Source organism: Micromonospora sp. NPDC050695, from assembly GCF_040654415.1.
Lineage (GTDB): Bacteria > Actinomycetota > Actinomycetes > Mycobacteriales > Micromonosporaceae > Micromonospora.
The window spans coordinates 1-25,543 of the sequence record NZ_JBFAHZ010000053.1 but is presented as its reverse complement, the minus strand read 5'-3'; the positions used below and the strand labels follow the sequence as shown (position 1 = coordinate 25,543).

General features: G+C 74.3%; 20 protein-coding genes and 1 rRNA gene. 4 read left to right on the top strand and 17 right to left on the bottom strand.

Going from position 1 to position 25,543, the window contains the following annotated elements; genetic code table 11:
• The first annotated feature begins 185 nt into the window (after positions 1–185).
• Positions 186–443 (top strand): TM2 domain-containing protein, encoded by a 258-nt coding sequence (locus tag AB0H52_RS26810; RefSeq protein ID WP_151490084.1) that lies wholly within the window; start codon positions 186–188, stop codon positions 441–443.
• Between the two features lie 90 nt (positions 444–533).
• Here the strand turns inward: AB0H52_RS26810 and AB0H52_RS26805 are convergent, their stop codons facing one another.
• From AB0H52_RS26805 to recN, 9 genes are all read right to left on the bottom strand, one after another.
• Positions 534–1,139: an NUDIX hydrolase gene (locus AB0H52_RS26805; protein ID WP_151490085.1), complete on the bottom strand. Its 606-nt coding sequence runs from the start codon at positions 1,137–1,139 to the stop codon at positions 534–536.
• A gap of 73 nt (positions 1,140–1,212) precedes the next feature.
• Entirely contained in the window at positions 1,213–2,961 is a 1,749-nt protein-coding gene (locus AB0H52_RS26800; RefSeq protein WP_151490086.1) for a CTP synthase, read from the bottom strand.
• Between the two features lie 163 nt (positions 2,962–3,124).
• Positions 3,125–5,557, bottom strand: coding sequence for a hypothetical protein (locus tag AB0H52_RS26795; RefSeq protein ID WP_357950845.1), 2,433 nt, complete (start codon positions 5,555–5,557; stop codon positions 3,125–3,127).
• A complete protein-coding gene (locus AB0H52_RS26790; RefSeq protein ID WP_357950842.1) occupies positions 5,557–6,723 on the bottom strand; it encodes a glycosyltransferase family 4 protein in 1,167 nt (388 codons plus the stop codon). The genes AB0H52_RS26795 and AB0H52_RS26790 overlap by 1 nt, the downstream gene beginning before the upstream one ends.
• Complete coding sequence (locus AB0H52_RS26785; protein ID WP_357950839.1) at positions 6,720–8,402, bottom strand: lipid II flippase MurJ; 1,683 nt, start codon at positions 8,400–8,402, stop codon at positions 6,720–6,722. Before AB0H52_RS26785 ends, AB0H52_RS26790 begins: the two co-directional genes overlap by 4 nt.
• A 1-nt stretch (position 8,403) precedes the next feature.
• A complete protein-coding gene (locus AB0H52_RS26780) occupies positions 8,404–9,270 on the bottom strand; it encodes a hypothetical protein (RefSeq protein ID WP_278123087.1) in 867 nt (288 codons plus the stop codon).
• Positions 9,271–9,313: 43 nt separating this feature from the next.
• On the bottom strand, positions 9,314–10,255 hold the full coding sequence (locus tag AB0H52_RS26775) for a copper transporter (RefSeq protein ID WP_151490091.1): 942 nt from the start codon (positions 10,253–10,255) through the stop codon (positions 9,314–9,316).
• 27 nt (positions 10,256–10,282) lie between these two features.
• Positions 10,283–11,461, bottom strand: coding sequence for a putative cytokinetic ring protein SteA (gene steA, locus AB0H52_RS26770; protein WP_151490092.1), 1,179 nt, complete (start codon positions 11,459–11,461; stop codon positions 10,283–10,285).
• Between the two features lie 119 nt (positions 11,462–11,580).
• On the bottom strand, positions 11,581–13,338 hold the full coding sequence (gene recN / locus AB0H52_RS26765; RefSeq protein WP_278123090.1) for a DNA repair protein RecN: 1,758 nt from the start codon (positions 13,336–13,338) through the stop codon (positions 11,581–11,583).
• A gap of 102 nt (positions 13,339–13,440) precedes the next feature.
• Here recN and AB0H52_RS26760 point away from each other — a divergent pair, with 102 nt between their 5' ends.
• Entirely contained in the window at positions 13,441–14,442 is a 1,002-nt protein-coding gene (locus AB0H52_RS26760; RefSeq protein ID WP_357950834.1) for a helix-turn-helix domain-containing protein, read from the top strand.
• A 61-nt stretch (positions 14,443–14,503) separates the two neighbouring features.
• On the opposite strand, the gene AB0H52_RS26755 is transcribed toward AB0H52_RS26760, so the two are convergent.
• From AB0H52_RS26755 to AB0H52_RS26735, 5 genes are all read right to left on the bottom strand, one after another.
• Positions 14,504–18,211 (bottom strand): S8 family peptidase, encoded by a 3,708-nt coding sequence (locus tag AB0H52_RS26755; protein ID WP_151490095.1) that lies wholly within the window; start codon positions 18,209–18,211, stop codon positions 14,504–14,506.
• Between the two features lie 157 nt (positions 18,212–18,368).
• On the bottom strand, positions 18,369–19,253 hold the full coding sequence (locus AB0H52_RS26750; protein WP_151490096.1) for an NAD kinase: 885 nt from the start codon (positions 19,251–19,253) through the stop codon (positions 18,369–18,371).
• A gap of 70 nt (positions 19,254–19,323) precedes the next feature.
• The gene (locus AB0H52_RS26745; protein WP_151490097.1) at positions 19,324–20,184 is read right to left on the bottom strand and encodes a TlyA family RNA methyltransferase; all 861 of its coding nucleotides are present in this window, start codon (positions 20,182–20,184) and stop codon (positions 19,324–19,326) included.
• 20 nt (positions 20,185–20,204) lie between these two features.
• Complete coding sequence (locus AB0H52_RS26740; protein ID WP_151490098.1) at positions 20,205–20,489, bottom strand: hypothetical protein; 285 nt, start codon at positions 20,487–20,489, stop codon at positions 20,205–20,207.
• A gap of 28 nt (positions 20,490–20,517) precedes the next feature.
• Positions 20,518–21,102: a hypothetical protein gene (locus AB0H52_RS26735; protein ID WP_357950829.1), complete on the bottom strand. Its 585-nt coding sequence runs from the start codon at positions 21,100–21,102 to the stop codon at positions 20,518–20,520.
• Between the two features lie 111 nt (positions 21,103–21,213).
• Between AB0H52_RS26735 and AB0H52_RS26730 the strand changes: the two genes are divergently transcribed.
• Entirely contained in the window at positions 21,214–21,552 is a 339-nt protein-coding gene (locus AB0H52_RS26730; RefSeq protein WP_121652745.1) for an SCP2 sterol-binding domain-containing protein, read from the top strand.
• 19 nt (positions 21,553–21,571) lie between these two features.
• On the opposite strand, the gene AB0H52_RS26725 is transcribed toward AB0H52_RS26730, so the two are convergent.
• Positions 21,572–22,597 (bottom strand): HAD-IIA family hydrolase, encoded by a 1,026-nt coding sequence (locus tag AB0H52_RS26725; protein WP_357950826.1) that lies wholly within the window; start codon positions 22,595–22,597, stop codon positions 21,572–21,574.
• A complete protein-coding gene (locus AB0H52_RS26720; protein WP_357950864.1) occupies positions 22,594–23,550 on the bottom strand; it encodes a Replicase polyprotein 1ab in 957 nt (318 codons plus the stop codon). Before AB0H52_RS26720 ends, AB0H52_RS26725 begins: the two co-directional genes overlap by 4 nt.
• Here AB0H52_RS26720 and AB0H52_RS26715 point away from each other — a divergent pair.
• Positions 23,539–25,362 (top strand): hypothetical protein, encoded by a 1,824-nt coding sequence (locus tag AB0H52_RS26715; protein ID WP_357950823.1) that lies wholly within the window; start codon positions 23,539–23,541, stop codon positions 25,360–25,362. The genes AB0H52_RS26720 and AB0H52_RS26715 overlap by 12 nt on opposite strands.
• A 90-nt stretch (positions 25,363–25,452) precedes the next feature.
• Here the strand turns inward: AB0H52_RS26715 and rrf are convergent.
• A 5S ribosomal RNA gene (gene rrf / locus AB0H52_RS26710) occupies positions 25,453–25,543 on the bottom strand; the annotation flags it as partial.

Genomic DNA, 25,543 nt, shown 5'->3' with positions numbered 1-25,543 from the left:
CGGCGCCGCCGCGAGCCAGCACAGTGCCATCCGGTGGTCGGGTGTCCTGACGATGTGTCAGGGCACCGACCGGACCCGGCGGAGCGGCGCCGCCTCAACCGTCAGGACAGTGTTCGACCATTATCGTCCCATCTGACGGGTGGCGGTGCGGACAGCGGACGAGTGGATCACTAATGTGACCGCCCATGACCACTCCTCCTTACCAGCCCGGGTACGCCCCGGGTTACTCCGACAAGAGCAAGGTCGTCGCGGGCATCCTCGGCATCCTGCTGGGCACCTTCGGGGCCGGTCGGTTCTACACCGGACACACCAAGATCGCCGTTCTTCAGCTCGTCGTGAGCCTGGTGACCTGCGGTGTCGGCGCCCTGTGGGGCGTCATCGACGGCATCCTCATCCTGGTCAACGGCGGCACGGACGCGCAGGGTCGCCCGCTGCGCGACTGATACGACCGGACACCGGAAAAGGGGCCCCGCGGTTGACCGCGGGGCCCCTTTCGCGCGTACTCCCGCCGGCTGGACCGGCGGCGGCGGCGCTCAGCGCGACAGCGGCGCGTCCGCCCGGCGCAGAGCCGCGAAGCCGGTGTCCCGGGCGCGGGCCGCAGCCAGCAGCCCGGCCACCGCGGACGCGTTGGTGATCTCGCCGGCGAGGACCATGGCGACCGCCTCGTCCAGGTCGATCCGCACGATCTGCAGGTCGGCCTCCTCGTCGCGGCGCTCGTGCCGCTCGTCGGCCGGCACGTCGGCGAGGTCCCGGGCCAGGAACACCCGGACGATCTCGTTGGTGAACCCGGGTGAGCTGTGCAGGTCGACGAGCACGTCGACCCGCCCGGCGGTCAGGTCGGCCTCCTCGGCCAGCTCCCGCAGCGCGGCCGCCGGCAACTCCTCGCCGGTGACGTCCATCAGCCCGGCCGGCAGCTCCCACAGGTGCCGCCCCACGGGATGCCGGTACTGGCGGATCAACACCACCTGGTCGGCGTCGTCGAGCGCCACCACGGCCACCGCCCCGACGTGCCGGACCAGGTCACGCCGGGCGGTCCCGCCGCCGGGCATGGTCACCTCCTCGGTGACCACGTCGAAGATCCGCCCCCGGTACCGCTCCCGGCGGGAACGCACCTCGTAGCGGTGCTCGACACCGCTCATGCCGTCGCCTCGCTGCGCTCGACGACGACGTGCGGCACCCCACTGAGCCTGCTGGTTCGCTCGCTGCGCCCGCTCACGAGGCGGACGCGGCCTTCGTGGCGGCGCCGTTGCGGGCGGCCTTGCGCGTCGTCGGGGCCTCCGCCGCGTCCAGGTCGACCGGCAGCTGGTCGGCCTGCGAGTACGCCACCGCCGCCTTGACGAACGAGGCGAACAGCGGGTGCGGGCGGGTCGGGCGGCTCTTCAGCTCCGGGTGCGCCTGGGTGGCCACGAAGAACGGGTGCAGACTCCGGTCGAGTTCGATGAACTCGACCAGCCGGCCGTCCGGCGAGGTGCCGGAGATGTGCAGGCCGGCCTTGGTCAAAGCGTCCCGGTAGGCGTTGTTCACCTCGTAGCGGTGCCGGTGGCGCTCACTGATCTCGGTGCTGCCGTACGCCTCGGCCACGATCGAGCCCTCGGTCAACGCCGCCGGGTACGCCCCCAGCCTCATCGTGCCGCCCAGGTCGCCCTTGCCGGCGACGATGTCCTCCTGGTCGGCCATCGTGGCGATGACCGGGTGCGCGGCCTGCTCGTCGAACTCCACCGAGTTGGCGCCGTCCAGGCCGGCCAGGTGCCGGGCCACGTCGATGGTCATGCACTGCAGGCCGAGGCAGAGGCCGAGCAGCGGGATGCCGTTCTCGCGGGCGTACCGGGCGGTTCCGATCTTGCCCTCGATGCCGCGCACCCCGAACCCGCCGGGGATGAGGACGCCGTCCACGCCGGCCAGGGCCGCCGCCGCGCCGGCCGGGGTGACGCACTCGTCGCTGGGCACCCAGCGCAACTGCACCCGCGCCCGGTGGCCGAAGCCGGCCGCCCGGATCGCCTCACTCACCGACAGGTACGCGTCGGGCAGGTCGACGTACTTGCCGACCACCGCGACGGTGACCGTGTGCCGGGGCCGGTGCACCCGCTCCAGCAGGTCGTCCCAACTGGCCCAGTCCACGTCCCGGAAGGAGAGGTTGAGCCGGCGCACCACGTACGCGTCCAGCCCCTCACGGTGCAGCACCTTCGGGATGTCGTAGATGCTGGGCGCGTCCGGCGCGGCCACGACCGCCTCGGTGTCCACGTCGCAGTAGAGCGACAGCTTCTCCTTGAGCTTCACCGGGATCTCCCGGTCGCAGCGCAGCACGATGGCGTCCGGCTGGATACCGATGTTGCGCAGCTGCGCCACCGAGTGCTGCGTCGGCTTGGTCTTCAGCTCACCCGAGGGCGCCAGGTACGGCACCAGCGACACGTGCAGGTAGAAGCAGTTGTCGCGGCCCAGGTCGTGGCGGACCTGGCGGATCGCCTCCAGGAACGGCAGCGACTCGATGTCGCCGACCGTGCCGCCGACCTCGGTGATCACCACGTCGGGCAGCTGGCCGTCGTCGTCCGGGTCGGCCATCGCCAGGATCCGCGACTTGATCTCGTTGGTGATGTGCGGGATGACCTGGACGGTGTCGCCCAGATACTCACCGCGCCGCTCCTTGGCGATCACGTCGGAGTAGATCTGGCCGGTGGTGACGTTCGCCTTGCCGGACAGCGCCCGGTCCAGGAAACGCTCGTAGTGCCCGACGTCGAGGTCGGTCTCGGCGCCGTCCTCGGTGACGAAGACCTCACCGTGCTGGAACGGGTTCATCGTCCCCGGGTCGACGTTCAGGTAGGGGTCGAGCTTCTGCATCACCACGCGCAGCCCGCGCGCGGTCAGCAGGTTGCCGAGGCTGGAGGCGGTGAGGCCCTTACCCAGCGAGGAGGCGACGCCCCCGGTGACGAAAATGTGCCTGGTCGTCCGTGCTGATGGGGCCAAGGCCTGCTCCCGTGTCGTCTGTCGCGGTCATGCAGACCGCCGTGCTTGATCAGCAAAGTGATCACGCGATCCACGGGATTCGACGGTAACACCTCCCGGGCGGGTACCCGCAGGCCGCACCCCGGGTGCGACACCACCGGGTCACCACGACGACGCCCGACGCTCAGGGAGCGGCAACCTCGGTCGATGATCGGGTGACCTGCCGGGGCGGTAGCACCGCGGTGGGCTCCGGCGCGTCGTCGACGTCCGCGGGCCGCTCGGCCGCCGCACCGTCGGGCGGCGTCACCGACGACCGGAATGGGCTCGCGGGCGGACCGCTGATCGGGCGGGGATGCACCGCCCCCAACGGCCCACCACCACCGGTCGGGCCGCCGCCACCGGCCGGGCCGCCGCCACCGGCCGGGCCGCCGCCACCGCTGCCCGCGTCACCGCCCGGTCCCGCGTCACCGCCCGAGCCCGCGCCGGAGCCCGCGTCGTCGTCGCGCAGGCGGCCCACACCCGGACGGGTCCGGTCCGCGGCGTGCCCGAGCACCCGCAGCGACGCGAGGGCGGCCATCGGCACCACCAGTGCGGTGGCGGCACCGGCGACGTCCAGCGCCGCACCGTCGAGCACCCCACCCAGCACGGCCGCGACCGCCGTGCCGGCCAGCGCGGCCCGGACCGCCGGATAGATGCCGAACAGCCGCATCAGGCCGCCCCACGGCTGCAACAGGGCGAACCACACCAGCAGGCCACCGGCCAACGCCAGCACGGTCAGCGGGCTGTTCACCAGCGTCTCGAAGTTCTGCGTGCTCGACCGGTGCACGGTGAAGCCGCCGGTGCCGTCGCCGACGGCGGACAGGAACCGACCCAGGCTGCCCCGCTCCGCGGGCGGACGGCGCAGGTCCACCACGGCGAAGCCGACACCGACCGCCAGGGCCGCCATGGTCGCCCACGCCAGCCTGCTGATGGTCAGCCACCCGCCGGCACTGATCACCGCGGCCACGCTCAGTCCGGCGGTGAGCGCGATCGCCCCGACCGGATCGGCGCCCAGGTACGGACTGCCGACGACCACCACGGCGAGACCGCCCACGGCCACCATCACCGCGGGCCGCCAACCCCGGGGGACCCGCTGGGCGAGCCAGCCCCCGCTGACCAGCGCCCCGGCGAGGAGCACGCCCAGCCCGACGGTGCTCAGTCCCGCGTACCGGCCACCCTGCAACGCCGAGTAGCCCACCACGCCGTTGAGCTGCAGCCGCGCCCCGGTGAGCACGTCCAACCCCACGACGAGGGTGGCGAGACCGGCCACCGCGCCGAGCGGGCCGAGGGTGCCCGCGTACCCGGAGGCGAACCGGACCGCCGCCGTGCCGGCCACCACCAGCAGCGCGGTCACCCCCGCGAAGATCCAGCCGGGATGCTCCCCCCGCCACCAGGGCACCGCGTCGGCGAGCAGCGCGGCCGGCACGGTCAACGCCGCCGCCACCAGCAGCACCTCGACCACCGCCACGAGCCGCGCGGGCGCCGGCGTCGGCCCGGTCGGCCCGGCGTGCGGCCGCGCCCGGCGCAGCAACGGCAACACCGCCAGCGCCAGCAGCACCTGCACCACGGCCAGCACGGTGAAGAACTCGCCGGACACGCTCCGCTGGGCGGCCGCCTTCCGGTCGGCGTCGGCCGGCGCGTTGATCGCGTCGGCCAGGTCTGCCGGCCGGCCACCGGCGCTGACCGCGGGCCGGCCGAGGAAGAGCCGCTCCGGCATCGGCCGACCCAGCGCGGCGAGGGCGGTCGGCGCGAGATCGACGAGTTGCAGGTAGCCGTCCCGGCCGGTGCTGGACGACGTCAGCCACCCCCGCTCCCAGCCCGGCCCGTCGGCGACCACCACGTGCAGCCGCGACGGGCGGGCCGTGTCGGAGATCCCGGCGACCAGCACCAGCGACCGCGGCGGCCGGGCGGCCACCACGCGGGCGAGCTCGGCGTCCGCCGCGCGGGCCGCCTCGGCGCGCGTCGCCGGGTCGGTCCCCTCGACCGTGCCGAGGTCGACGATGCTCAGCACACAGGCCCCGAGCAGCGCGCGCGGGTCGTCTGGCAGCGCCGAGGCGTACCGGTCGACCCGGCCGAACGGACGGGCGGCGGCCACGGCCGCGCCCGGACCCACCGCGACCGAACAGCGCACCGACTCCGACAGCGACCCGGGCAACGTGTTCCACGGCAGCCGCTGCTGGTTGTACTGGACCACGCTCTCCTGGTCGGGAAGGTTCGCGCCGATGCCGTCGGGTTGCTCCACGGCCACCCCGGCCGCCGGGCAGCCGCCGTCGAGTCGGCTGCCGTTCCAGGCGGCGAAGCTGCCCGCGCCGAGCGTCAGCCACCCGTCCACCGGGCAGGTGGGCCGGTGCGCGGACCGCACCGACAGCGAACCGATCGACCCCTCCTGGGCCATCCGCCACAGCGTCGGGGTGCGCTGCGGGTCGACGTCCTCCCAGCGCAGGCCGGCGATCCCGGCGAGCACCACGAAATCCGCGGTGCGCTGCGGCGCGCCCTGCGGCGGCCGGACGGCCAGCGCGGCGACACCCAGCGCCACCACGAGCACCGTCAACACGGCGGGCGCGAGTCGACGCAGCATCAGCGGTGTTCCGTTCTCGGTGCCCGGGTGTCCGGGGCCGTCGGGCCGGTGGGGGCCGCGGTCAGCTCGGTGTAGAGCGCGGCCAGCGCGGCGACGGTGTCCGCCTCGGTGGGCCACGTCGCCGACCGCTCGGCGCCGCGCCGGCCCAGCTCGGCGCGGGCCGCCGGATCGTCCAGCAGTGCGCGCACCGCCGCGTCGAGGGCGTCGACATCACCGGCCGGGATCAGCGCCGCGGCGTCGCCGACCAACTCCGGCAGCCCACCGACCGCGGTCGCCACCAGGGGTACGCCGGCGCGCAGCGCCTCCTGCGCGAAGAGCTGCCGGGCCTCCCAGTCGCTGCTCACCACCGCCAGGTCGGCGCCGGCGAGCAGGTCCGCCACGTCGGTGCGGTGCCCCAGCAGGGTCACCGGGGCACGGGCCGCGGACGTGCGGGCCGCCAACGGCAGGTACGCCGGGCCACTGCCGGCGATCACCACCACCGGTGGAGGTGTCCGGGTACGCCAGCGGGCCGCCGCGTCGATCAGCACGTCGTAGCGTTTCTGCGGGTGCAACCGGCCCACCGACACGATCAACGGCTGGTCCGGTCGTACGCCGAACTCGGCCCGGACCGCCGCCGGACGTCGGCGGGGCGCGGGCAGGGTCGGCGCGGCGACCGGGGCGAGCCGGGCGTCGGTGGCGCCCAGCGCCGCGGCCCGGTCCACCAGGTCCGCCGAGGCGCCGAGAGCGACCCGGGCGCCCCGGGCCACCACCCGTTCGACGAGACGGGAGACGCCGCCGCGCAACCCGCTGGCGAGCACCGCGTTGTGCCAGGTCACCACCAGCGGGGCCGCCGGACGGGCCAGCACGGCGACCAGCCCGGCGCGCAGGCCGTGGGCGTGCACCACGTCGACCTGGGCGTCGGCGAGGACCCGGCGCACGGCGAGCACCGCGCGCGTGTCGGCGGGGGTCGGGCTCGCCGGGATCTCCACCGGCTCGAACCGCGCGCCCACGCCCACGAAGTCGAACTGTTCCTGCGTCGCCGCCGGCCCGCACACCAGCACCCGCGCGCCGGCCGCGACGAGCCCCCGCGCCACCGAACGGACGTGCTGGCCGACCCCACCGGTGCTGGAGGCGAGCAGCAGGGCGACACTGCCCGACCAGCCGGTGGACAGAGGTGGCTCACTCATCGCGCCGCCGTCTCCTTCCCGTCGCCCCGCTCCGGGGAGACCCCGCCCGGCGTCGGCCCGCCGCCGCGACCCCGCCGGCTCAGGCGGCGCAGCACCCCGGCGAGCAGCGGCTGTACGTCCCGCCGGTCGACTAACCAGACCACGGCGAGGAACACCACCCCGACCAGAACCCCGGACAGCATGCCCTGACCGAGTGCCGCCGCCATCGTCGGGGTGCCGCCACCCGGCGTGTCGAGCAACCGGACGACGCCCAACCCGGCGAGCGCGGCGAGCACTCCGGCCAGGCCGCCGGCCGCCCCGGCTCGGGTCGTGCCGGCCAGCGCCGGACGCCCGGCGGCGCGCAGCACCGCCGTGACCAGCAGCGCCCCGAGTACGAGCATGCCCACCGAGTTCGCGGACGTCACCGCGAGCACCCGGTCGGCGGTGGGAAGCAGGGCGGTCAACGGCAGCGCCACGGCCGGGACGACCAGCCAGCCCAGCGTGATCGCCACGGTCGCCGGCCGGGTGTCGCCGCGCGCGTACAGCGCGCGGGACAGGACCGCGAACAGCCCGTAGCCGAGCAGGCCGGGGGCGAAGCCGGTGATGGCCGTCGCGGTGGACGCCGGATTGTCCGGGTAGAAGACGGCCGCGACGGGCTGCGCGGTCGCGATCAGCGCGGCGACACCCAGGCAGCTGAACAGCAGCACGCCGCGCACCGTCGTCGACAGGGTCCGCCGGTAGCCGGTCTCGTCGCCGGCGGCGGAGGCGGTGGCGAGCGTCGGATAGGACGCCACCGCCAGCGGTACGGCGAGCACCGCCCACGGCAACAGGAAGATGGCCTGGGCCAGGTTGAACACCTGCGGGGAGCCGGTGGGGCCACCGGAGACGCGGTTCAGGATCACCAGGAGCGCGACCTGCTGCGCCGCCACCGTCACCGCGCCGGCCGTGGCGAGCCCGCCGATCCGCGTCCGCGCGTCGGCGGTGAAGGCGTACCCGAACCGGGGCCGCAGCCGCAGCCGCCGCAGCGGGATCAGCAGCGACAGGGACAGCACGACCACGCCCAGCGTGGTGCCGGCGGACAGCAGCAGCTCACCGCCGCGGCTGACCTGGGCCACCGACGCGCCACGCCCCTGCGCGGTGCCGAAGGCCAGGTAGACGACGACCACGGTGAGGCTGGACAGCAGCGGCGCGATGACCGGCCAGGCGAAACGCCGGTGCGCCTGCAGGACACCGGTGAGCACGATGCCGATCCCGTAGAGGGGCAACTGCGGGGCGAACACCCGCAGCATCCGGGCACCGGCGGCGAGTTCCGACGCCGAGCGTCCCTCGCTGATCAGCGAGATGATCGGATCGGCGAACAGGACGACCAGCACGGCGAGCGGAACCAGCAGGCTCACCGTCCAGGTGAGCAGCGCGCCGGTGGTCGCGGCCACCGCCCGCCGGTCCTCCGCCGCGACCGCCCCGGCCAGCAGCGGTACGACCAGACTGGCCAGCGCCCCACCCGCGACGATCTCGAAGACGATGTTCGGGACCGTGTTCGCGATCACGTACATGCCGCCGAGGTCGCTCTGCTGGACCACCCAGGTGAACACGGCGGTACGGCCGAAGCCGGCGAGTCGGCTGGCCACGGTGAGGACGGCGATGAGCGCGGCTGCTCCGGCCAGCCGGCCGGCGCCGGCGAGGGGTGCCGGTCTGGTCACGTCAGTCGGCGCGTCGGCCCAGTGCGTCAAGCTCCCGCAGCCCGGGGGTCCGCTGGATCACCGACGTGAAGCTGACCTTCTCGCTGGCGGCGGTGAGCCCGGCGAGCACGGCCAGCAGGCCGGCCCGGCCGAGCGGACCGCTGCGGGCGGCGAGCGCGACGCCGAGCAGCGCACCGAGGGCGTTCGCGCCGCTGTCGCCGAGCATGACGTCCTCGGCCAGGTCGTCGCGGAGCAGGCCCGCGGCGGCACCGGCCGCACCGGCGGCGATCCCGCCGTGCGGGCCACCGGTCAGCGGCGCGGCGAGCAGCAGCCCGGACTTGATGGCCCGGCCCGGCCGCAGGTCGAGCAGGTTGAGCAGGTTGGCGGTGCCGGCGATGACCCCGGCGCCGAGCAGTACGTCGACACCCCGGCCGAACGCGCCGTGGCGCTGCCGGCGCGGGTGCGCCGCGACCCGGGGGTCGGCGGCGAGCAGCGCAGCGGCGCCCAGCCCGGCGGCACCCACCCCGACGACCTTGACCAGGCCGGCGGTGACCCGGCCCTCGCGCAGCGCGGCGAGGTGACCGGCGAAGCCCTTCGCCGCCTTCTGCTCCGGTCGGGCGCCGACCACGTCGTCGTACAGCCCGACGCCACCCGCGCCGAGGCCGGCGACCAGGGCGGCACCACCGGAGGCACCGCTGGTCGCGCCGAACGCGCCGGCGGCGGCCGCACCGGCGGCGAGCGCCGGGCCGGCGGCCAGGGTCACCGTCCGACCGCGGAAGTTCGTGCGTTCCAGCGCGGGCCCGACCGGGGCGGTACGCACCTCGCGCAGCGCGTACCGGGCGGCGGCGACACCGGCGCCGGCGATCAGCAGCCGACCCAGGGCGCTCACGCCGCCGCCTCGTCGATTACGGACACGGGGGTACGTCGTTCGCTCACTGGGGCAGTCTAGGCAGCAGGGAGGCGGCGTTGTCGCCGACGCCGTACTGGCCCGCCTTCTTCTCGGTGAGCTGCTGCACCAGGGCGAGGCTGGTGACCAGTTGGCCCTGCACGGTGTTGGCGTTGTCGACCGTGGAGATCGTCTGAGCGAGGACCGGGTCACCGCGGACCACGGCCACCAGGTTGCCGCCGACGGAACCGTTGCCGCCCACCACGATCGACCCGGTCTGGTCGAACTGCTCGGCGATCTTGACGACCGACTCGTCCCGCTTGTCGGAGTCCTTGTCGACGTACGGCTGCCCGCTGACCACGACGACCGCCTCCGCCGAGCCGGTGACCTTGTTGCTGTCGGTGGTCAGGTAGCCGGCGTTGTTGTACGCGGCGAGCACCGCCCGCCGGTCGGCGTCGCTGACCGGCGCGGCGCCCTGCGCCCGGTCCAGCAGGACGCTGGCCAGCAGCGCGCTGGACGTCTCCACGCCGTGCCCGTTACCGGGCAGGCCGGTGGTCTGCGCGGTGGGCCGGGCGGCGGTGACGGCCAGCTCCAGCAGGTTGGAGTTGTTGTCCGGGTTGATGAACTTGTCCTGCAGGTCGACGCGGCCGGTGATGGTGGCGCCGGCGAGCTGGAGCTTCTTGAGCACACCCTCGGTGTGGTCACGCCCGTTGGGCAGGCTGAGCACCACGACCCGACGCCCGGTGAGGGTGCCGGGCAGGACGACCTGGGACATCTCCTCGGCGAACTCCTCCTCCAGCGCGAGTTGCTTCTCCATGCTGTTGACCTGCTGGCGCCACTGCTGGTTGTCCTTGCGTAGCCCGGTGACCTGCTGCTTCAGCGAGTCGGCGACCGGGCCGTTGAGGGCGGCCGTGCCGACCACCAGGCCGATCGCCAGAGCCAGGAAGACCGCGGTGAGGGACACCACGTGGTAGCGGAAGTTGATCACGCTTGCAGCCTCTTGATCGGTCGGGAACTAGAAAAGCCGGTACAGCTGGAACACGAAATTGTCCCACCACTCGGCGACCACGCCCAGGTACGCCTTCCCGACGGTCGAGACGGCCACCGCCGACGCCATCGCCGCGATCGCCGAGAGCACCAGCAGCAGCAGCGACGAACCGGAGATGCTCTGCCGGTAGAGCCGGCTCACACCCTTGGCGTCGACGAGTTTGCCACCGACCTTCAGGCGGGTCAGGAACGTCGAGGCCATCCCGCCGCGACCCTTGTCGAGGAACTCGACAAGGGTGGCGTGGGTGCCGACGGCGACCAGCAGCGACGCGCCCTTCTCGTCGGCCAGCAACATCGCGAGGTCCTCGCTGGTCGCCGCGGCCGGGAAGGTGATCGCCGGGACGCCGAGGCCGTTGACCCGGGGCAGACCGGGCGCCCGCCCGTCCGGGTAGGCGTGCACGATCACCTCGGCGCCGCAGCGCAGCACGTCGTCGGTGACCGAATCCATGTCCCCGATGATCATGTCGGGGGTGTAGCCGGCCTCGACCAGGGCGTCCGCGCCGCCGTCGACGCCGATGAGCACCGGCTTGAACTCCCGGATGTACGGGCGCAGCACGTCCAGGTCGGCCTTGTAGTCGTAACCACGCACCACGATCAGGCAGTGCCGGCCCTGGATCTGCGTTTCGATGTCCGGCACGCCGACACCGTCGAGCAGCAGGTCGCGCTCCTGGCGCAGGTAGTCCATCGTGTTGGCGGCGAACGCCTCCAACTGCACCGACAGACCCTCCCGCGCGTCGGCCATCGCCTTGGCGACCGACTCGGCGTCCTGCAGGCTGCCGTGCGCCACCGGCTCGTCGCCGGCGAAGACCGTGTTGCCCTCGATGCGCACCTGGTCGCCCTCGCGGATCTGCTCGAAGACGCCCTCTCCCAGGTCGTCGAGCAGCAGAATGCCGGCGGCTACCAGCACCTCCGGGCCGAGGTTCGGATACCGGCCGGACACCGAGGGCTTGGCGTTGAGCACCGCCGCGACCCCGACGGCGACCAGCGAATCGGCCGCCACCCGGTCCAGGTCGACGTGGTCGATGACCGCGATGTCACCCGGGCGCAGCCGGCCGACCAGGCGCTTTGTCCGGCGATCGAGGCGCGCGGCACCGAGGACTCGGCCCGGCTCCGCGTTTCGGTTCCGGCGCAACGTGGGTAGACGCATCGTGACCATCCTGGCATGTGAGGCAGGCTTTTCTGTCGCGACATGCCTGAGCAGGGCCGCCTACCCAGGGAAGCACACGTCGGCACAAGCCGGTGTGCTTGCGCTCACAATACGCGGCGTCACGGCCGCCTTTCCTTCGCGGCCACGGCCAAAAGCTCCTCGGCGTGAGCGATACCCAGATCCGAGTCGGGCAAACCGGCGAGCATCCGGGCCAGCTCCCGGGCGCGTTCGGTGTCCTCCACGACCCGGACACCGCTGGTGGTCACCGCGCCACCGGTGTCCTTCGCCACCACCAGGTGCCGGTCCGCGAACGCGGCCACCTGCGGCAGGTGGGTGACCACCAACACCTGGTGACTGCGGGCCAACCGGGCCAGCCGCCGGCCGATCTCCACCGCCGCCTGGCCACCGACACCGGCGTCGACCTCGTCGAAGACCAGGGTCGGCGGACCGCCCGAACCCGCGAAGACCACCTCGATGGCGAGCATCACCCGGGACAATTCACCACCGGAGGCGCCCCGCTGCAACGGCAACGACGGCGCACCCGGGTGGGCCAGCAACCGCAGCTCCACCTCGTCGCCGCCGTCCGGGCCGACACCCACCTCGACGCCGTTGACCGGCAGCGCCGGCTCGGCCCGCCCGGCCGGGCGGGGCAGCACCGCCACCTCGATCCGGGCGTGCGGCATGGCCAGCCCGGCAAGCTCGATCGTGACCTGCTCGGCGAAACGCACCGCCGCCTCCTGCCGCGAGGCCGACACCCGACCGGCCAGATCGGCCACCTCGGCGGCCAACCGCTGACCCTCGCGCTCCAACTCGTCGAGCAGATCGTCGGACGTGTCCAGATCGGACAGACGGGCACGTGCCCGGTCGGCCCAGGCGATCACCCCGTCGACGTCGTCGGCGTACTTGCGGGTCAACGCGCGCAGCGCCGCCCGCCGCTCGTAGAGGTGCTGCAACCGGGCCGGGTCCGCGTCCAGCGTCGCCAGGTACGCCGACAGCTCCGCGGACACGTCGGTCACCAGGGTGGCCGCCTCCTCCAGCCGGGCCGCCAACTCGCCCAGCGCCGGGTCGGTGCCGGCCTGCGCCTCCAGCGTGCGCCGGGCCGTGCCGAGCAGCGCCGCCGCGTCCGGCGTCTCGTCGGCCGCCTCCGCGCCGCCCGCCACGCACAGCTGGGCCAGCTGCGCCGCCGTCCGCAACCCCTCGGCGTGCTCCAGCCGCTGCGCCTCGGTCTTCAGCTCGTCGTCCTCACCGGGTTGCGGGTCGACCCGGGTGATCTCGTCGAGGCCGAGCCGCAGCAGATCGGCCTCCTGGTTGCGCTCGCGGGCGTTGCGCCGCCGGTCGGCCAGGTCGTCGACGATCCGCCGCCACCCCGTGTACGCCTCGCGCAACGCGTCGAGCAACTTCTCGTGCGCCGGGCCGGCGAACCGGTCCAACGCGGCGCGCTGCTCGGCCGGACGCAGCAGCCGCAGCTGGTCGGACTGACCGTGCACGGCCACCGCCTGCTCGCCGACCTCGGCGAGCATCGACACCGGCATGCTCCGACCACCGACGTGCGCGCGGGAGCGGCCCTCCACCGTCACGGTGCGGCTCAGCAGCAGCGAGCCGTCCTCGTCGGGCTCACCGCCGGCATCGCCGATGCGGGCGTGCACCGCGTCGGCGACCCGGCCCTCCAGCCGCAGCCGACCCTCCACGACGGCCCGCCCGGGTTGGGCACGGACCCGCCCGGCGTCGGCCCGACCCCCGAAGAGCAGGCCGAGACCGGTCACCACCATCGTCTTGCCCGCACCGGTCTCGCCGGTGATGACGTTCATGCCGCCGGTCAACGGCAGAGTCGTGTCGTCAATGACGCCCAGCCCGGTGATGCGCAGCTCTTCCAGCACAGCACCCGACAGTAGACGCGAGGCCCGACAGTTGACCAGCCGACGGGCCCCGCCGGCGGGCCGCGATCCGGCCGTCACCTGGCCGACGTACAGTTCTGCCCCGTGTTGGACGTGATCGGCCTGACCCCCGCCGAGGAGGAGCTGTACCGCTGCCTGCTACAGCTCACCACGGCCCGGATCGACGAGTTGGTCCGCCGGCTGCACCGGCCGCGCGCACAGGTCGTCGCCGAGGTGGAGACGCTGCGTGGCAAGGGTCTCGTGCAGCCCACCGACACCGACCCGGACGCCCCGCTGCGCCCGAACGCCCCGGACGTCGCCCTCGGCGCGGCACTGCTGCGCCGGCAGGAGGACCTGGAGGCGGCCCGTCGGCGGGTCACCCACCTGGCCGAGGAGTACCGCGCCGGGCTACGCCGACATCACGTCGACCACCTGGTCGAGGTGATCACCGGCGCCCAGACGCTCCGCGACCGGCTGCGCGACCTGCAGAACTCGGCGCGGACGGAGGTGCTCTGGTTCTGCAAGGTCAACCCCCTTGCCCTGACCGGACCGGAGAACGTGGAGGAGTTCGACGCGCTGGCCCGGGGTGTGCGCTACCGGGCCATCTACGAGCGGGAGCTGATGTTGGCGCCGGGCGGGCTCGCCGACCTCGCCAACGGTGTCGCCGCCGGTGAACAGGCCCGTATCCTGGACCGCCTGCCGGTCCGACTGTGCATCGTGGACGCCCGCACCGCCATCTGCCCGCTCGTGCCCGACCTCGAGGGCGGCGAGCCGACCGCCGCGGTGATCGGCCGCAGTCAACTGCTCGACGCGCTGCTCGCCCTGTTCGAGAGCCACTGGCGGGTCGCCACCCGGCTGCGGCTGGAGGACCTCACCGACGGTCGCGCCGATCCCGACGACCACCCCGTGGACGGCTACCGGCCGGACACCGACGAGGCGCGGCTGCTGTCGATGTTCGTCGCCGGCGTACCGGACAAGTCCATCGCCTCGCAGCTCGGGGTGAGCCGGCGGACCGTGCAGCGGCGCCTCGCCAACCTGATGGACGTCGCCGGCGTGGACACCCGACCCGGGCTGGCGTTCCAGGTGGCCCGGCGCGGCTGGATCTGACGCCGGCCGGGCCCGTCGCCCGGCAGGGGCGGGGCGGCCGCGGCCGTCCCGCCCCCGAACCTCAGCGCAGCCCGTACGCGTCGACCACGGTCTGGTCGACGGTGTTACCGGCCCGGTCGCGGGCGTGCACCCGCACCGAGACGGTTCCTCGCCCGGCCGGCACCGTCGCGATGTACCGGGTCCCCGACCCCGTGGTCCGCGCGGACCGCCAGGTGACGCCCCCGTCGAAGGAGACCTCCACCCGGACGCTGGTGCCCGTCGGCGCGGGCACCCCGGCCGGCTGGCGCAGGGTCAGCCCCAGCTGGTGCGACCGGTTGCCGCGCACCGTGTTGAGCAGGTCGGCCGGCACCCGGTAGTCCACCTGCAGCAGCGACAGCGGCGTGGCCGTGTCACCCGACGGTCGAGCCGAGGTGAACTCCCAGGCCGTCTCCGTACGCGTGGCGTGCCGCCACTCGGGCGAGGACCGCCGGGTGCTCACGTCCAGGCGGTAGCGGGCCGCCCCGGCGCTGGTCTGCACCGGCGCCCAGCCGCCGGACAGGTCGGCGATCTGCTGCCCGTCGCGGCTGACCCGGACCCCCACGGTGTCCGACTCCTCGCCCTCGCCGGCCACGCCGTAGTGCCCCTCGGCGTCGACGAACTCCGGCACCCGCAGGTCCAGACTGTCCCCGGTCCGCGTGGGCACCGGCGCCCCACTCGCCGGTACGGCCGGACGGACGACCGGCGCGTGCCAGGTCTCGGTCTCCCGGTCGTCGGCGGCGTACCGCCGGGGCTCCTCGGTCAGGCCGCCGGCCAACTGCCCCCACTGCATGAACATGAACTTGTGCAGCACCCGGTGCTGCCACCAGTTGTCCCCGGCGCTGACGAACTCCTGCCGGGTGGTTCCGTTGCGGACCATCCGCTGGTCGTCGTTCCAGGCGTACCCCTGCCACGGCCGCCAGCCGAACCGCTGCTCGGTGGCCCAGCCCGCACCCATGTCGCCGTAGCTCGCGGTCACCTCGGCGGTGTTCTTCGCGGTCACCGTGTGCACGACCCGCTCCGGCACCCGCCCCTTCGACACCTGCCACACGTCGTACAGGTAGGGGCTGTCCACGGTCAACGTCAGGTCGAGCGTCGCCCGGCCCTTACGCGCCGCCGCGATCAGCCGCTGCCCGTCGTCGTACGCGACCACCATCGACGGGATCGGCAGGCGGTCGCCGGTGGGCCGCCAGACCGTCCAGGCGGTCTGGTCCTCCGGGCGGACGATCAGCACCGCGGCGGCGCCGGCCGCCGCGACGGCGGCCACCTGCTCCTCCTCCGAGCGGTCCGGGTCGGCGGCGAGCAGCACGGCGGCGTCCCGCACCCGGGTCAGCTCGGCGGGGGTGCCGGTGCCGGCCCACACCAGCGGCAGCCGGTGCCGACCGGTCGGCGCCGGCGACGTGCCCTTCAGGTTGATGTCCGACGGACCGGACACCCCGCTGATCGTGGCGTCGACCATGGGCGCGACGAGCTGCCAACGCGAGGCGAACTCGAACTCGCCCTGCCGCACCTGGCGGGTCGGCGTCACGTTGACCTGCTGCACGACGCTGTAGGCCAGCACACCGTGGTCGATCTGCCGGCCGTTGCCCAGCACCCGGTGCACGTAGAAGCTGAGCGTGGCCCGCTGCTCGCTGGGCTTCGGCGTCTCGATCCGCACCGGCGTGCCCTTGCGCGCGTCGAGCACCACGGTCAGGTCCCGGTCGACGGTCACCTCCGGCTCGATGATCTGGGTCACCTGCTCGTCCAGGGGAACGCCGTGCTCGACGAGCGCCGTCAGCACGTACGTGCCCTCCTCGACCTGTAGGGTTCCCTCGCCGCCCCACAGGCCCCAGTAGTCCGACTCGGGCTGCTCACCGAAGACGGTCAACCCCGGCGAGATGCCCGGCTGACCCTGCCGGTCCAGCAGCTTGATGGTGACACTGTGCTGCGGACCGCTGACGGTGAGCCCGACCGGGGTGCGCACCGCGACGCCATCCGAACCGGTCGCCACCAGCCAGCCGCCATGCACGCCCCGGGCCAGCTTCGCCGGGTCGGCCCGCAGCGGCACGACCACGCTGCCGCCCGCCGGCACGCTCACCTCGCCGGATCCGACGGAGACCCCGTCGGTCTCGGCCGCACCGGTGTCCAGGTTGCGCAGTTCCAGGGCCAGCCGCAGGGTCCGCGCGGCCGTCGTGCCGTTGGTGTACGTCACGGTCCGCTCGACCGCCGCGCCCCCGGTGGAGATCCGGCCGAAGTCCGCGGTGGCCGACGCGTACACCTGCTGCTTGAGTGCCCGCGCCACGTCGACGCGACCGCCACCCTGCTCGAAGACGGTCAGCGCCGGGTTGACCTTGGTGGTGCTGACCAGGGCGTCCTTGAGCTTCCCGGCAGCCCAGTCCGGGTGTTCCTGGGCGAGGATCGCCGCCGCGCCGGCCACGTGCGGCGTCGCCATCGACGTGCCGGACGCGGTCGTGTAGGCGTCGCCGACCGGCGTACCCATGGTGGTGCCGGCGGCCCGCGCGGCGACGATGCCGACGCCCGGCGCGGTGATCTCCGGCTTGAGGCCGTTGTCACCGACCCGCGGGCCGCGGCTGGAGAACTCGGCCAGGTTGTCGTCGCGGTCCACCGCGCCGACGGTGAGCGCGGCGGCGGCCGCGCCCGGCGAGCCGACGGTACGCGCGGCGCCGGAGTTGCCGGCGGCGATCACGAAGAGCGCGCCGGTCTCGGCGGTCAGGTCGTTGACCGCCTGGCTCATCGGGTCGGTGCCGTCGGTCGGGTCACCGCCGAGGCTCATGCTGACGACCTTCGCGCCGGCGTGGGCCGCCCACTCCATGCCGGCGATGATGGACGAGTCGTAGCCCGAGCCGCCGTCGTCGAGCACCTTGCCGACCAGCAGTCGCGCGCCCGGCGCCACGCCCTTGCGCAGCCCCGCCGACGCGGCGCCACTGCCGGCGATGGTCGCCGCCACGTGCGTGCCGTGGCCGTGGCCGTCGCGGGCGCTGCCGCTGCCGGAGAAGTCCTGCGCCTCGGCGATCCGCCCGGCCAGGTCGGGGTGGGTGGCGTCGACGCCGGTGTCGAGCACGGCCACCGTGACGCCGCTGCCGTCCCGGCCGGCCGCCCAGGCTTCCGGGGCGCCGATCTGCGGCACGCTGTGCTCCAGCGTGGGGCGGACCCGGCCGTCGAGCCAGACGCGGGCGATGCCGCCACCCAGCGGCGCGGCGGCGGCGCTGCCCCGGTTCGTCGGCGTGGCGGCGAGCGTGCTCCAGAGGCCACCGAGGTCACCCTTGTCGACCCGCAGCGCCGCGCCGTTGATGCTCTCCAGCGGGCGGGCGTCGGCGGCGACGGCGAGCGGCCGGACCCGGCCGGCGGAGGGTTCCTGGTAGCGCACGATCAGCGGCAGATCGCGCTGCACGACGTCGCCGTAGCCGTCGGCGGCCAACTCCTGCACGTCGAACAGGTTGGCGTCGAGCACCCCGCTGGAGACGTAGGGCAGGGCGTCGCTGGGCACCACCCGCAGCCCGCCGTCGACCTCCAGGGTCTGGAAGATGACGCGCTCTCGCCCGGGGCCCGGGCGGACGGTGGCGGCGACCCGGCCCGGCGCCGCGGGCGCGAGCTCGACCTGGTCGCCGGTGATCAGCGTGACGCGAACGGGTGCCGCGAGCGGGGTGCTCGGGCCGGTGGGCGGGGCGGGCGGGTCGGCGGACGCCGGTGCGGCGAGCCCGACGACCAACGCGCCGACCGCGCCGGCGGTGAGCCAGCGTGGGGACCAGTGCATGCGATGCGCTCCTCTACTCCTCCGGGCCCCCATCCGTAGATGAGAGTCGATCGGAGTCTGCGATGGAGCCCGTCACCAGGTCACTAGTCGCCGGCCGCCGCAGCGGCGACATGTCGTCAGGTGGACAACCGACGTGCACCGACGGTGCCCGCACGGTTCACCTGCGGCTGCCCCGCCAGCCATGCACCGGAAGCCCGAACTTGGCGACCAGACGGTCGGTGAACGGCCGGGCCCGCAACCGCACGATGCGCACCGGCAGGGCACCCCGCCGCACCGTGACCCGGGCGCCCGGCGGCAGGTCGTAGACCCGCCGACCGTCACAGGAGAGCACGGCGAGGGTCGTGAACGGGTCGACGGTGATGACGAACGTGGACGTCGGTGCGGTGACCAACGGGCGGCTGAACAACGCGTGCGCGCTGATCGGCACCAGCAGCAGCGCCTCCACCTCCGGCCAGACCACCGGGCCACCGCCGGAGAACGCGTACGCGGTGGAGCCGGTGGGGGTGGCGCAGACGACGCCGTCGCAGCCGTAACGCGACAGCGGGCGGCCGTCCACGTCGACGAGCAACTCGAGCATCTGCGCCCGCTCGCCCTTCTCCACGCTGATCTCGTTGAGCGCCCAGGACTCGATGGTGGGGCCGCCGTCGAACTCGGCGGTGACGTCCAGGGTGAGCCGCTCGTCGACGGTGTAGTTACGCCCGACCACGTCACGGACCGCGGTGTCCAGGTCGTCGATCTCCGCCTCGGCGAGGAAACCCACCTTGCCGAGGTTGATGCCGAGCAGCGGTGCCTTCGCCGGCCGGGCCAGCTCCGCCGCGCGCAGGAAGGTGCCGTCCCCACCGAGCGCGAAGACGATCTCGGCGCCCTCGGCGGCCTCCGGGCCGGCGACCGGCACCACGCCGGGCAGGTCGAGGTCGTCGGCCTCGTCGGCGACCACCCGCACCTCGAAACCCGCCGCGATCAGGTCGGCGGCGACCGACCGGGCGTGCTCGGTGCTGCGCCGACGACCGGTGTGTGTGACCAGCAGCGCCGTGCGACTCATCGGACCGGCCGCCCGTCCGCCGTCGTGGCGGCACCACCGCGTACCGGACCGCGCCGCTCGCTGTACGCGTTCACCCTGCGACCTCCTCCGCCGCCGCGTCCGGCACGTCGCCGGTCGTCGTCGGGCCGTCCGGCCCGGCCGCCACCACGGCCCGCACCCGCTGCGGGTCGGCCGGTGGTGCGCCCCGGCGCAACCATACGAAGAACTCCACATTGCCACTCGGCCCGGGCAGCGGGCTGGCCGCCACGTCGGCCAGGCCGAGGCCGAGCCGCTGCGCCGCCGCCGCCACGTCGAGCACCGCCTCGGCGCGCAGCTCCGGCTCACGGACCACACCGCCGGCGCCGACGCGGTCCTTGCCCACCTCGAACTGCGGCTTCACCATCAACGCCAGGTCGCCGTCGTCGCGGGTGCAGCCGGCCAACGCCGGCAGCACCAGCCGCAGCGAGATGAACGACAGGTCGGCCACCGTGAGGTCGACCGGCCCGCCGATCGCCTCCGGTTCGAGGGTACGGACATTGGTGCGCTCCAGGACGCGGACCCGGTCGTCGGTCCGCAGCGACCAGGCGAGCTGGCCGTAGCCGACGTCCACGGCGACCACCTCGGCCGCGTCGGCGCGCAGCAGCACGTCGGTGAAGCCCCCGGTCGAGGCGCCGGCGTCCAGGCAGCGGCGGCCGGCGACGCGCAGCCCGGCGGGGCCGAACGCGGCCAGCGCGCCGGCGAGCTTGTGCCCGCCCCGGGAGACGTACTCCTCGGTGGGGTCGTCGCCGGTGACCAGCAGCGGATCGGCGGGGTCGACCATCGCGGCGGCCTTGCGCGCGGGCACCCCGCGTAGCTGGACCCGGCCGGCCTCCACCAGCGCGGCGGCCTGCTCGCGGGAGCGGGCCAGACCACGGCGGACGAGTTCGGCGTCCAACCGGTTGCGACGTGCCATGGGTGGTTCTCCGGTCTTGCTCAGGTCTGGTCGATGGTGGCGAGGGTTTCCCGCAGCGTCTCGTAGGCCGCCTCGTACTGCGCGATCTGGTCGGCCGGGGCGAGCGTCGCCGCGTTCGCCATGGCCCGCACGGCGGCGTCCACCGCCGGGTGCCGCGCGGCGTCGGCGTCGTCGTCGCCCGGCATGAGGTCGGGGCGGGCGCTCGGCGGCGGACCCGGACGCGCCCCGAACCCACCGGGCGGCGGGCCGGGTCGGATGCCGGGCGCAGGGCCCGGACGCGGGCCGGGCCGGACGTCGCCGCTCACCGGAGGCTCCCGCCGGACGGTACGGCCGTCACGAGTCACCGTCCGGGCGGCGCTTGCGCACGGCCTTCTTCGCCGGCATCGCCGCCGGCGTCGGGGTCTCGTCGCCGGTGCGGCTGATCGTCGCCGGCGGCTTCTTCGCGATGGCCTTCTTGGCGACCGCCTTCTTCGCCACGGCCTTCTTCGCCACCGGGGCGGAGACCGGGGCGCCGGCCGGGCCGTCCGACGGCACCAGGCCGGCGTCGGGCCGCACGGCGCGGGTCGGGTCGGGCTGCGGGGTCGGCCCGGCAGAGGCCGCGCGGGTCGGCTCGGCGGCGCGCGCCTCGCGCAGCTGCCGTTCCAGGTCGCGGACCCGTCGGGTCAGCTCGGCCACCTCGTCGGCGGTGGCCAGGCCGACCGCGCCGAGTGCCCGGTCGACCTCGAAGCGGACCAGCTTGGTCAGCGCCTCGCGGTTGGCGGCGCCGGTGCTCACCAGTTCCTCGCCGAGGGCCTGGAGCTGGGCGGCCGTCGCGCCGCCGGAGCCGACGAGGCGACGCGCCACGTCCTGGGCCCTTTTCCGGGGCGCCTCCGCCAGGCCCATGGCCAGTTCGAGGTAGGCGCGCCACGCGTCCTGCATGCCGGTGTCCTTCCATGGGGCGAGGTGTGCAGGTGTCACGCTACCGGGCACCCCGGACTGTCCTGTGCGGTACGGTGCCGGGGACGGCGTGGCGATCAACGAGGGGGAGATGTGGCCAGCGTGGACGAGTGCCGGCAGGCGTTGCAGGAGCTGGCCGCCCGGTTGGACCGCAATGCCGAGACGGTGCGCGAACGCATCGACCTGGACCGCACGCTGGCCTGCCGGATCACCGACCTGGACACGGCGTTTCACGGCCGGATCAGCGGCGGCCGGCTGATCGAGCTGACCGACGGCGACGACCCCAAAGCCAAGATCGCGCTGAGCACGTCCAGCGACGACCTGCTGGCCCTGGTGCGCGGCGACCTCGACGTCACCGGCGCGGTGACCTCCCGCCGAGTGTCGATCAAGGCGAACCCCTTCGACCTGCTGAAGCTGCGCAAGCTGCTCTGACGAGCGCCCACAGGCCGTCTCACTCGCCGCCGGGTAGCCCGAAGCTCTCCACCGCGCGGGCCGCATCCGGGCCCACCGCGCGGACCGTCGGCGGCGCCGACGCCGACCAGGCCGCCGCGCAGAGCGCGGCCAGCGCGTCCAGCGGCCGACCCGAGCCGGCCAGCTCCACCGTGCCGTCCCGGTCCGTCACGGACCAACCCCCGGCCTCCGTCGAACCCGGGACCCGCACGGCCGCGTCCGGGTCGAACAGCCCCGCCAGGTCCCGTGCCACGAACGTGGGCCGCCGCTGCGGCCCGGCGGCCAGCAGATCGGGTACGCCGCTGACGCCGGTGAGCACGAGCAGACTGTCCAGCCCGGCTCGACGCGCGCCCTCGATGTCGGTGTCCAGGCGGTCACCGACGACCAGCGCCCGGCCACCGTTGCTGCGCCGGGCGGCGGTCTCGAACAACGCCGACTCCGGCTTGCCGACCACCACGTCGGGATCCCGCTGCAACGCGGTACGCAGCACGGCGACCAGCGAGCCGTTACCGGGCAGCGGTCCACGACCGCTGGGCAGGGTCCGATCGGTGTTGGTGGCGATCCAGATCGCACCCGACCGCACCGCCACCGAGGCTTCCGCCAGGTCCGCCCAACCGACCTGCGGGCCGTAGCCCTGCACCACCGCGGCCGGCTTCTCGTCGGCGCGGGAGACCGGGGTCAGGCCGACCGCGCGCACCTCGGCGCGCAGCGCCTCCGCCCCGACGACCAGCACCGGGGCTCCGGCGGGCAGTCGGTCACGCAGCAGTTCGGCCGAGGCCGCCGCGGAGGTGAGCACCTCCTCCGGCCGGGCCGGCACGCCCATCCCGGTCAGCAGGTCGGCGACCTCGCTGGAGCGCCGGGAGGCGTTGTTGGTCGCGTACGCCACCGCCCGGCCCTCGGCGTGCAGCTGGGCCACCGCCTCGACCGCGCCGGGAATCGGCCGGTCGATCAGGTAGATCACCCCGTCCAGGTCGAAGACGACAAGGGTGTACCCGTCGACCAGCCGCTTCCCGGCGTCCGTGCTCACCGCTGCGTCGGCTCCGACTCGTCGCCCCGGGTGGGGGCGGTCCCGTCGGCGACCGGCGCGGTCGCGTCCGACGGTTCGGCGTTCCCGCTCTGGTCGGGGTGCCGGTCCTCGTCCTCGACGTCGACGTCCTCGACGTCCTCGGAGCGAGCGACCGCGCCGCCCTCGTCGTCGTCGTCGAAGTCCTCGTCGGCTTCGTCGTCGCGGTCGTCGTCCTCGTCGCGGTCGTCGTCCTCGTCGCGGTCGTCGTCCTCGTCGCGGTCGTCGTCGTCCGCGATGTCGTCGGCGTCGGCGGCCAGGTCGGTGTCCGGCTGGGTCGGCACCGCGCCCGGCGTGCCCGGACCGGCGGCGATCTCCTCGGCCTCGTCCTCGTCGTCGCCCTCGATGACAACGCCGTCGAGTTCGAGCAGCCGCTCCGCCGCGTCGGTCTCACCCTCGGTGTCCACGTCGGCGGCGCGGGAGAACCACTCGCGGGCCTCCTCGCGCCGACCCACCGCGAGCAGCGCGTCGGCGTACGCGTACCGCAGCCGCGCCGTCCACGGCACGGTGGCCTCGCTGGTGAGGTCCGGCACCTGGAGCATCGCCACGGCGGCGTCCTTCTGCCCGAGGTCACCCCGGGCGCCGGCGGCGACGATCAGCAGCTCGATCGCGACGGCCTGATCCAGCTTGTCCTGGTCGGCACCGCGGAACAGGTCGATGGCCCGCTCCGGTCGACCCAGGGCACGCTCACAGTCCGCCAGCACGGCCAGGTGACTCTGCAGGCCGCTCATCCGGTGGTACGTCCGCAGCTCGGCGATCGCCGTCTGCCACTCCCCCGCGTGGTACGCGGCCAGACCGACCGCCTCCCGGACAGCGGAGATACGCGAGGCGAGCCGGCGGGCGGCCAGCGCGTGCGCCAACGCCTCCGCCGGGTCCTCGTCGATCAGCTGACCGGTGGCGACCAGGTGCCGGGCCACCGACTCGGCGACCGGCTTGTTCAGCGACAGCAGCTCGGCGCGGACGTCCTTGTCGAGGTCGGTCGCGACGATGTCGTCCGGCAACGCCGGGGCGGACGTGCGCCCACCCTCGTACGACTCGGAGCCCGCGCCACGATCGTCACGGCGGGGCTCACCCTCGCGACGGTCACCGCCCCGGAAGCCGCCGCCCTCACGACGGTCGCCGCCCCGGAAGCCGCCGTCGCGGTCGCCGCCGCGGAAGCCGCCCTCACGCGGAGCGCCGCCCTCACGACGGTCACCACCGCGGAAGCCGCCGTCGCGGTCGCCGCCGCGGAAGCCGCCCTCACGGGGAGCGCCCGGACGCGAACCGCCACGGTCACCGCCCCGGAAACCACCCTCGCGGTCACCGCCCCGGAAGCCACCCTCACGCGGCGGACCCGACCGGCCACGGTCGCCACCCTGGTAGCCACCCTCGCGACGGTCACCGCCACGGAAGCCACCGTCGCGGTCGCCGCCGCGGAAGCCACCCTCACGGGGAGCGCCCGGACGCGAACCGCCACGGTCACCGCCACGGAAACCACCCTCACGACGGTCACCACCGCGGAAGCCACCGTCGCGGTCGCCGCCGCGGAAGCCACCCTCACGCGGAGCGCCACCCTCACGCGGCGGGCCCGACCGGCCACGGTCGCCACCCTGGTAACCACCCTCACGACGGTCACCGCCACGGAAACCACCGTCGCGGTCACCACCACGGAAGCCACCCTCACGCGGGGCACCAGACCGGGCGCCGTCCCGGAAACCACCCTCACGACGCTCACCGCCGCGGAAACCACCGTCGCGGTCTCCGCCGCGGAAGCCACCCTCACGCGGCGCGCCACCCTCACGACGGTCGCCGCCCCGGAAGCCACCCTCACGCGGCGGGCCCGACCGGCCACGGTCGCCACCCTGGTAACCACCCTCACGACGGTCACCGCCACGGAAACCACCGTCGCGGTCACCACCACGGAAGCCACCCTCACGCGGGGCACCAGACCGGGCGCCGTCCCGGAAACCACCCTCACGACGCTCACCACCACGGAAGCCACCGTCCCGGTCACCACCCCGGAAGCCACCTTCACGCGGAGCGCCACCCTCACGGCGGTCGCCACCGCGGAAACCGCCCTCGCGGTCACCGCCCCGGAAGCCACCCTCACGCGGCGGACCCGACCGGCCACGGTCGCCACCCTGGTAACCACCCTCACGACGGTCACCGCCACGGAAACCACCATCGCGGTCACCACCACGGAAGCCACCCTCACGCGGAGCGGCCGAGCGCGAACCGTCCCGGTCACCGCCACGGAAACCACCATCGCGGTCACCACCACGGAAGCCACCCTCACGCGGAGCGGCCGAGCGCGAACCGTCCCGGTCACCACCGCGGAAACCACCGTCACGGCGGTCACCACCCCGGAAGCCACCGTCGCGGGGTGCACCCGAGCGCGCCCCGTCGCGGAAACCACCCTCGCGACGGTCGCCGCCACGGAAGCCGCCCTCACGCGGGGCGCCCGAGCGCGAACCGTCCCGATCGCCGCCGCGGAAGCCGCCTTCGCGGCGGTCACCACCACGGAAGCCGCCGTCACGCGGAGCGCTGGACCGCGAGCTGTCCCGGTCACCACCACGGGAACCGCCGTCGCGTCCGCCGGCGTATCCGCCCCGGGCGCCGCCAGCGTTGTCCCGGTCACCCCGGTACGGGGGGCGGTCGCGGTCGTCACGGCGCGGGCCGCGGTCGCGTCCAGCCGAGCCGTCCGTACGGTCTTCGTGGCGACGGGGACGATCTCCGCCCTGCGGTCCTGAACTCACAGGTACATCCTTCCTGATTGCGCCACCAATGGCGCTACGCAGTCGAGGGCCGACCCGGATGGGGCGGCCCTCGACTGGAAGATTGTCCGGCGGCGTCCTACTCTCCCACACCCTCACGAGTGCAGTACCATCGGCGCTGGAGGGCTTAGCTTCCGGGTTCGGAATGTTACCGGGC

Coding starts and splice junctions, on each gene's coding strand:
- AB0H52_RS26750 (WP_151490096.1), bottom strand. CDS start 19,253: ATGAGTCGCACGGCGCTGCTGGTCACACACACCGGTCGTCGGCGCAGC.
- steA (WP_151490092.1), bottom strand. CDS start 11,461: ATGCGTCTACCCACGTTGCGCCGGAACCGAAACGCGGAGCCGGGCCGA.
- AB0H52_RS26805 (WP_151490085.1), bottom strand. CDS start 1,139: ATGAGCGGTGTCGAGCACCGCTACGAGGTGCGTTCCCGCCGGGAGCGG.
- AB0H52_RS26755 (WP_151490095.1), bottom strand. CDS start 18,211: ATGCACTGGTCCCCACGCTGGCTCACCGCCGGCGCGGTCGGCGCGTTG.
- AB0H52_RS26810 (WP_151490084.1), top strand. CDS start 186: ATGACCACTCCTCCTTACCAGCCCGGGTACGCCCCGGGTTACTCCGAC.
- AB0H52_RS26735 (WP_357950829.1), bottom strand. CDS start 21,102: ATGCAGGACGCGTGGCGCGCCTACCTCGAACTGGCCATGGGCCTGGCG.
- AB0H52_RS26790 (WP_357950842.1), bottom strand. CDS start 6,723: ATGAGTGAGCCACCTCTGTCCACCGGCTGGTCGGGCAGTGTCGCCCTG.
- AB0H52_RS26745 (WP_151490097.1), bottom strand. CDS start 20,184: ATGGCACGTCGCAACCGGTTGGACGCCGAACTCGTCCGCCGTGGTCTG.
- AB0H52_RS26795 (WP_357950845.1), bottom strand. CDS start 5,557: ATGCTGCGTCGACTCGCGCCCGCCGTGTTGACGGTGCTCGTGGTGGCG.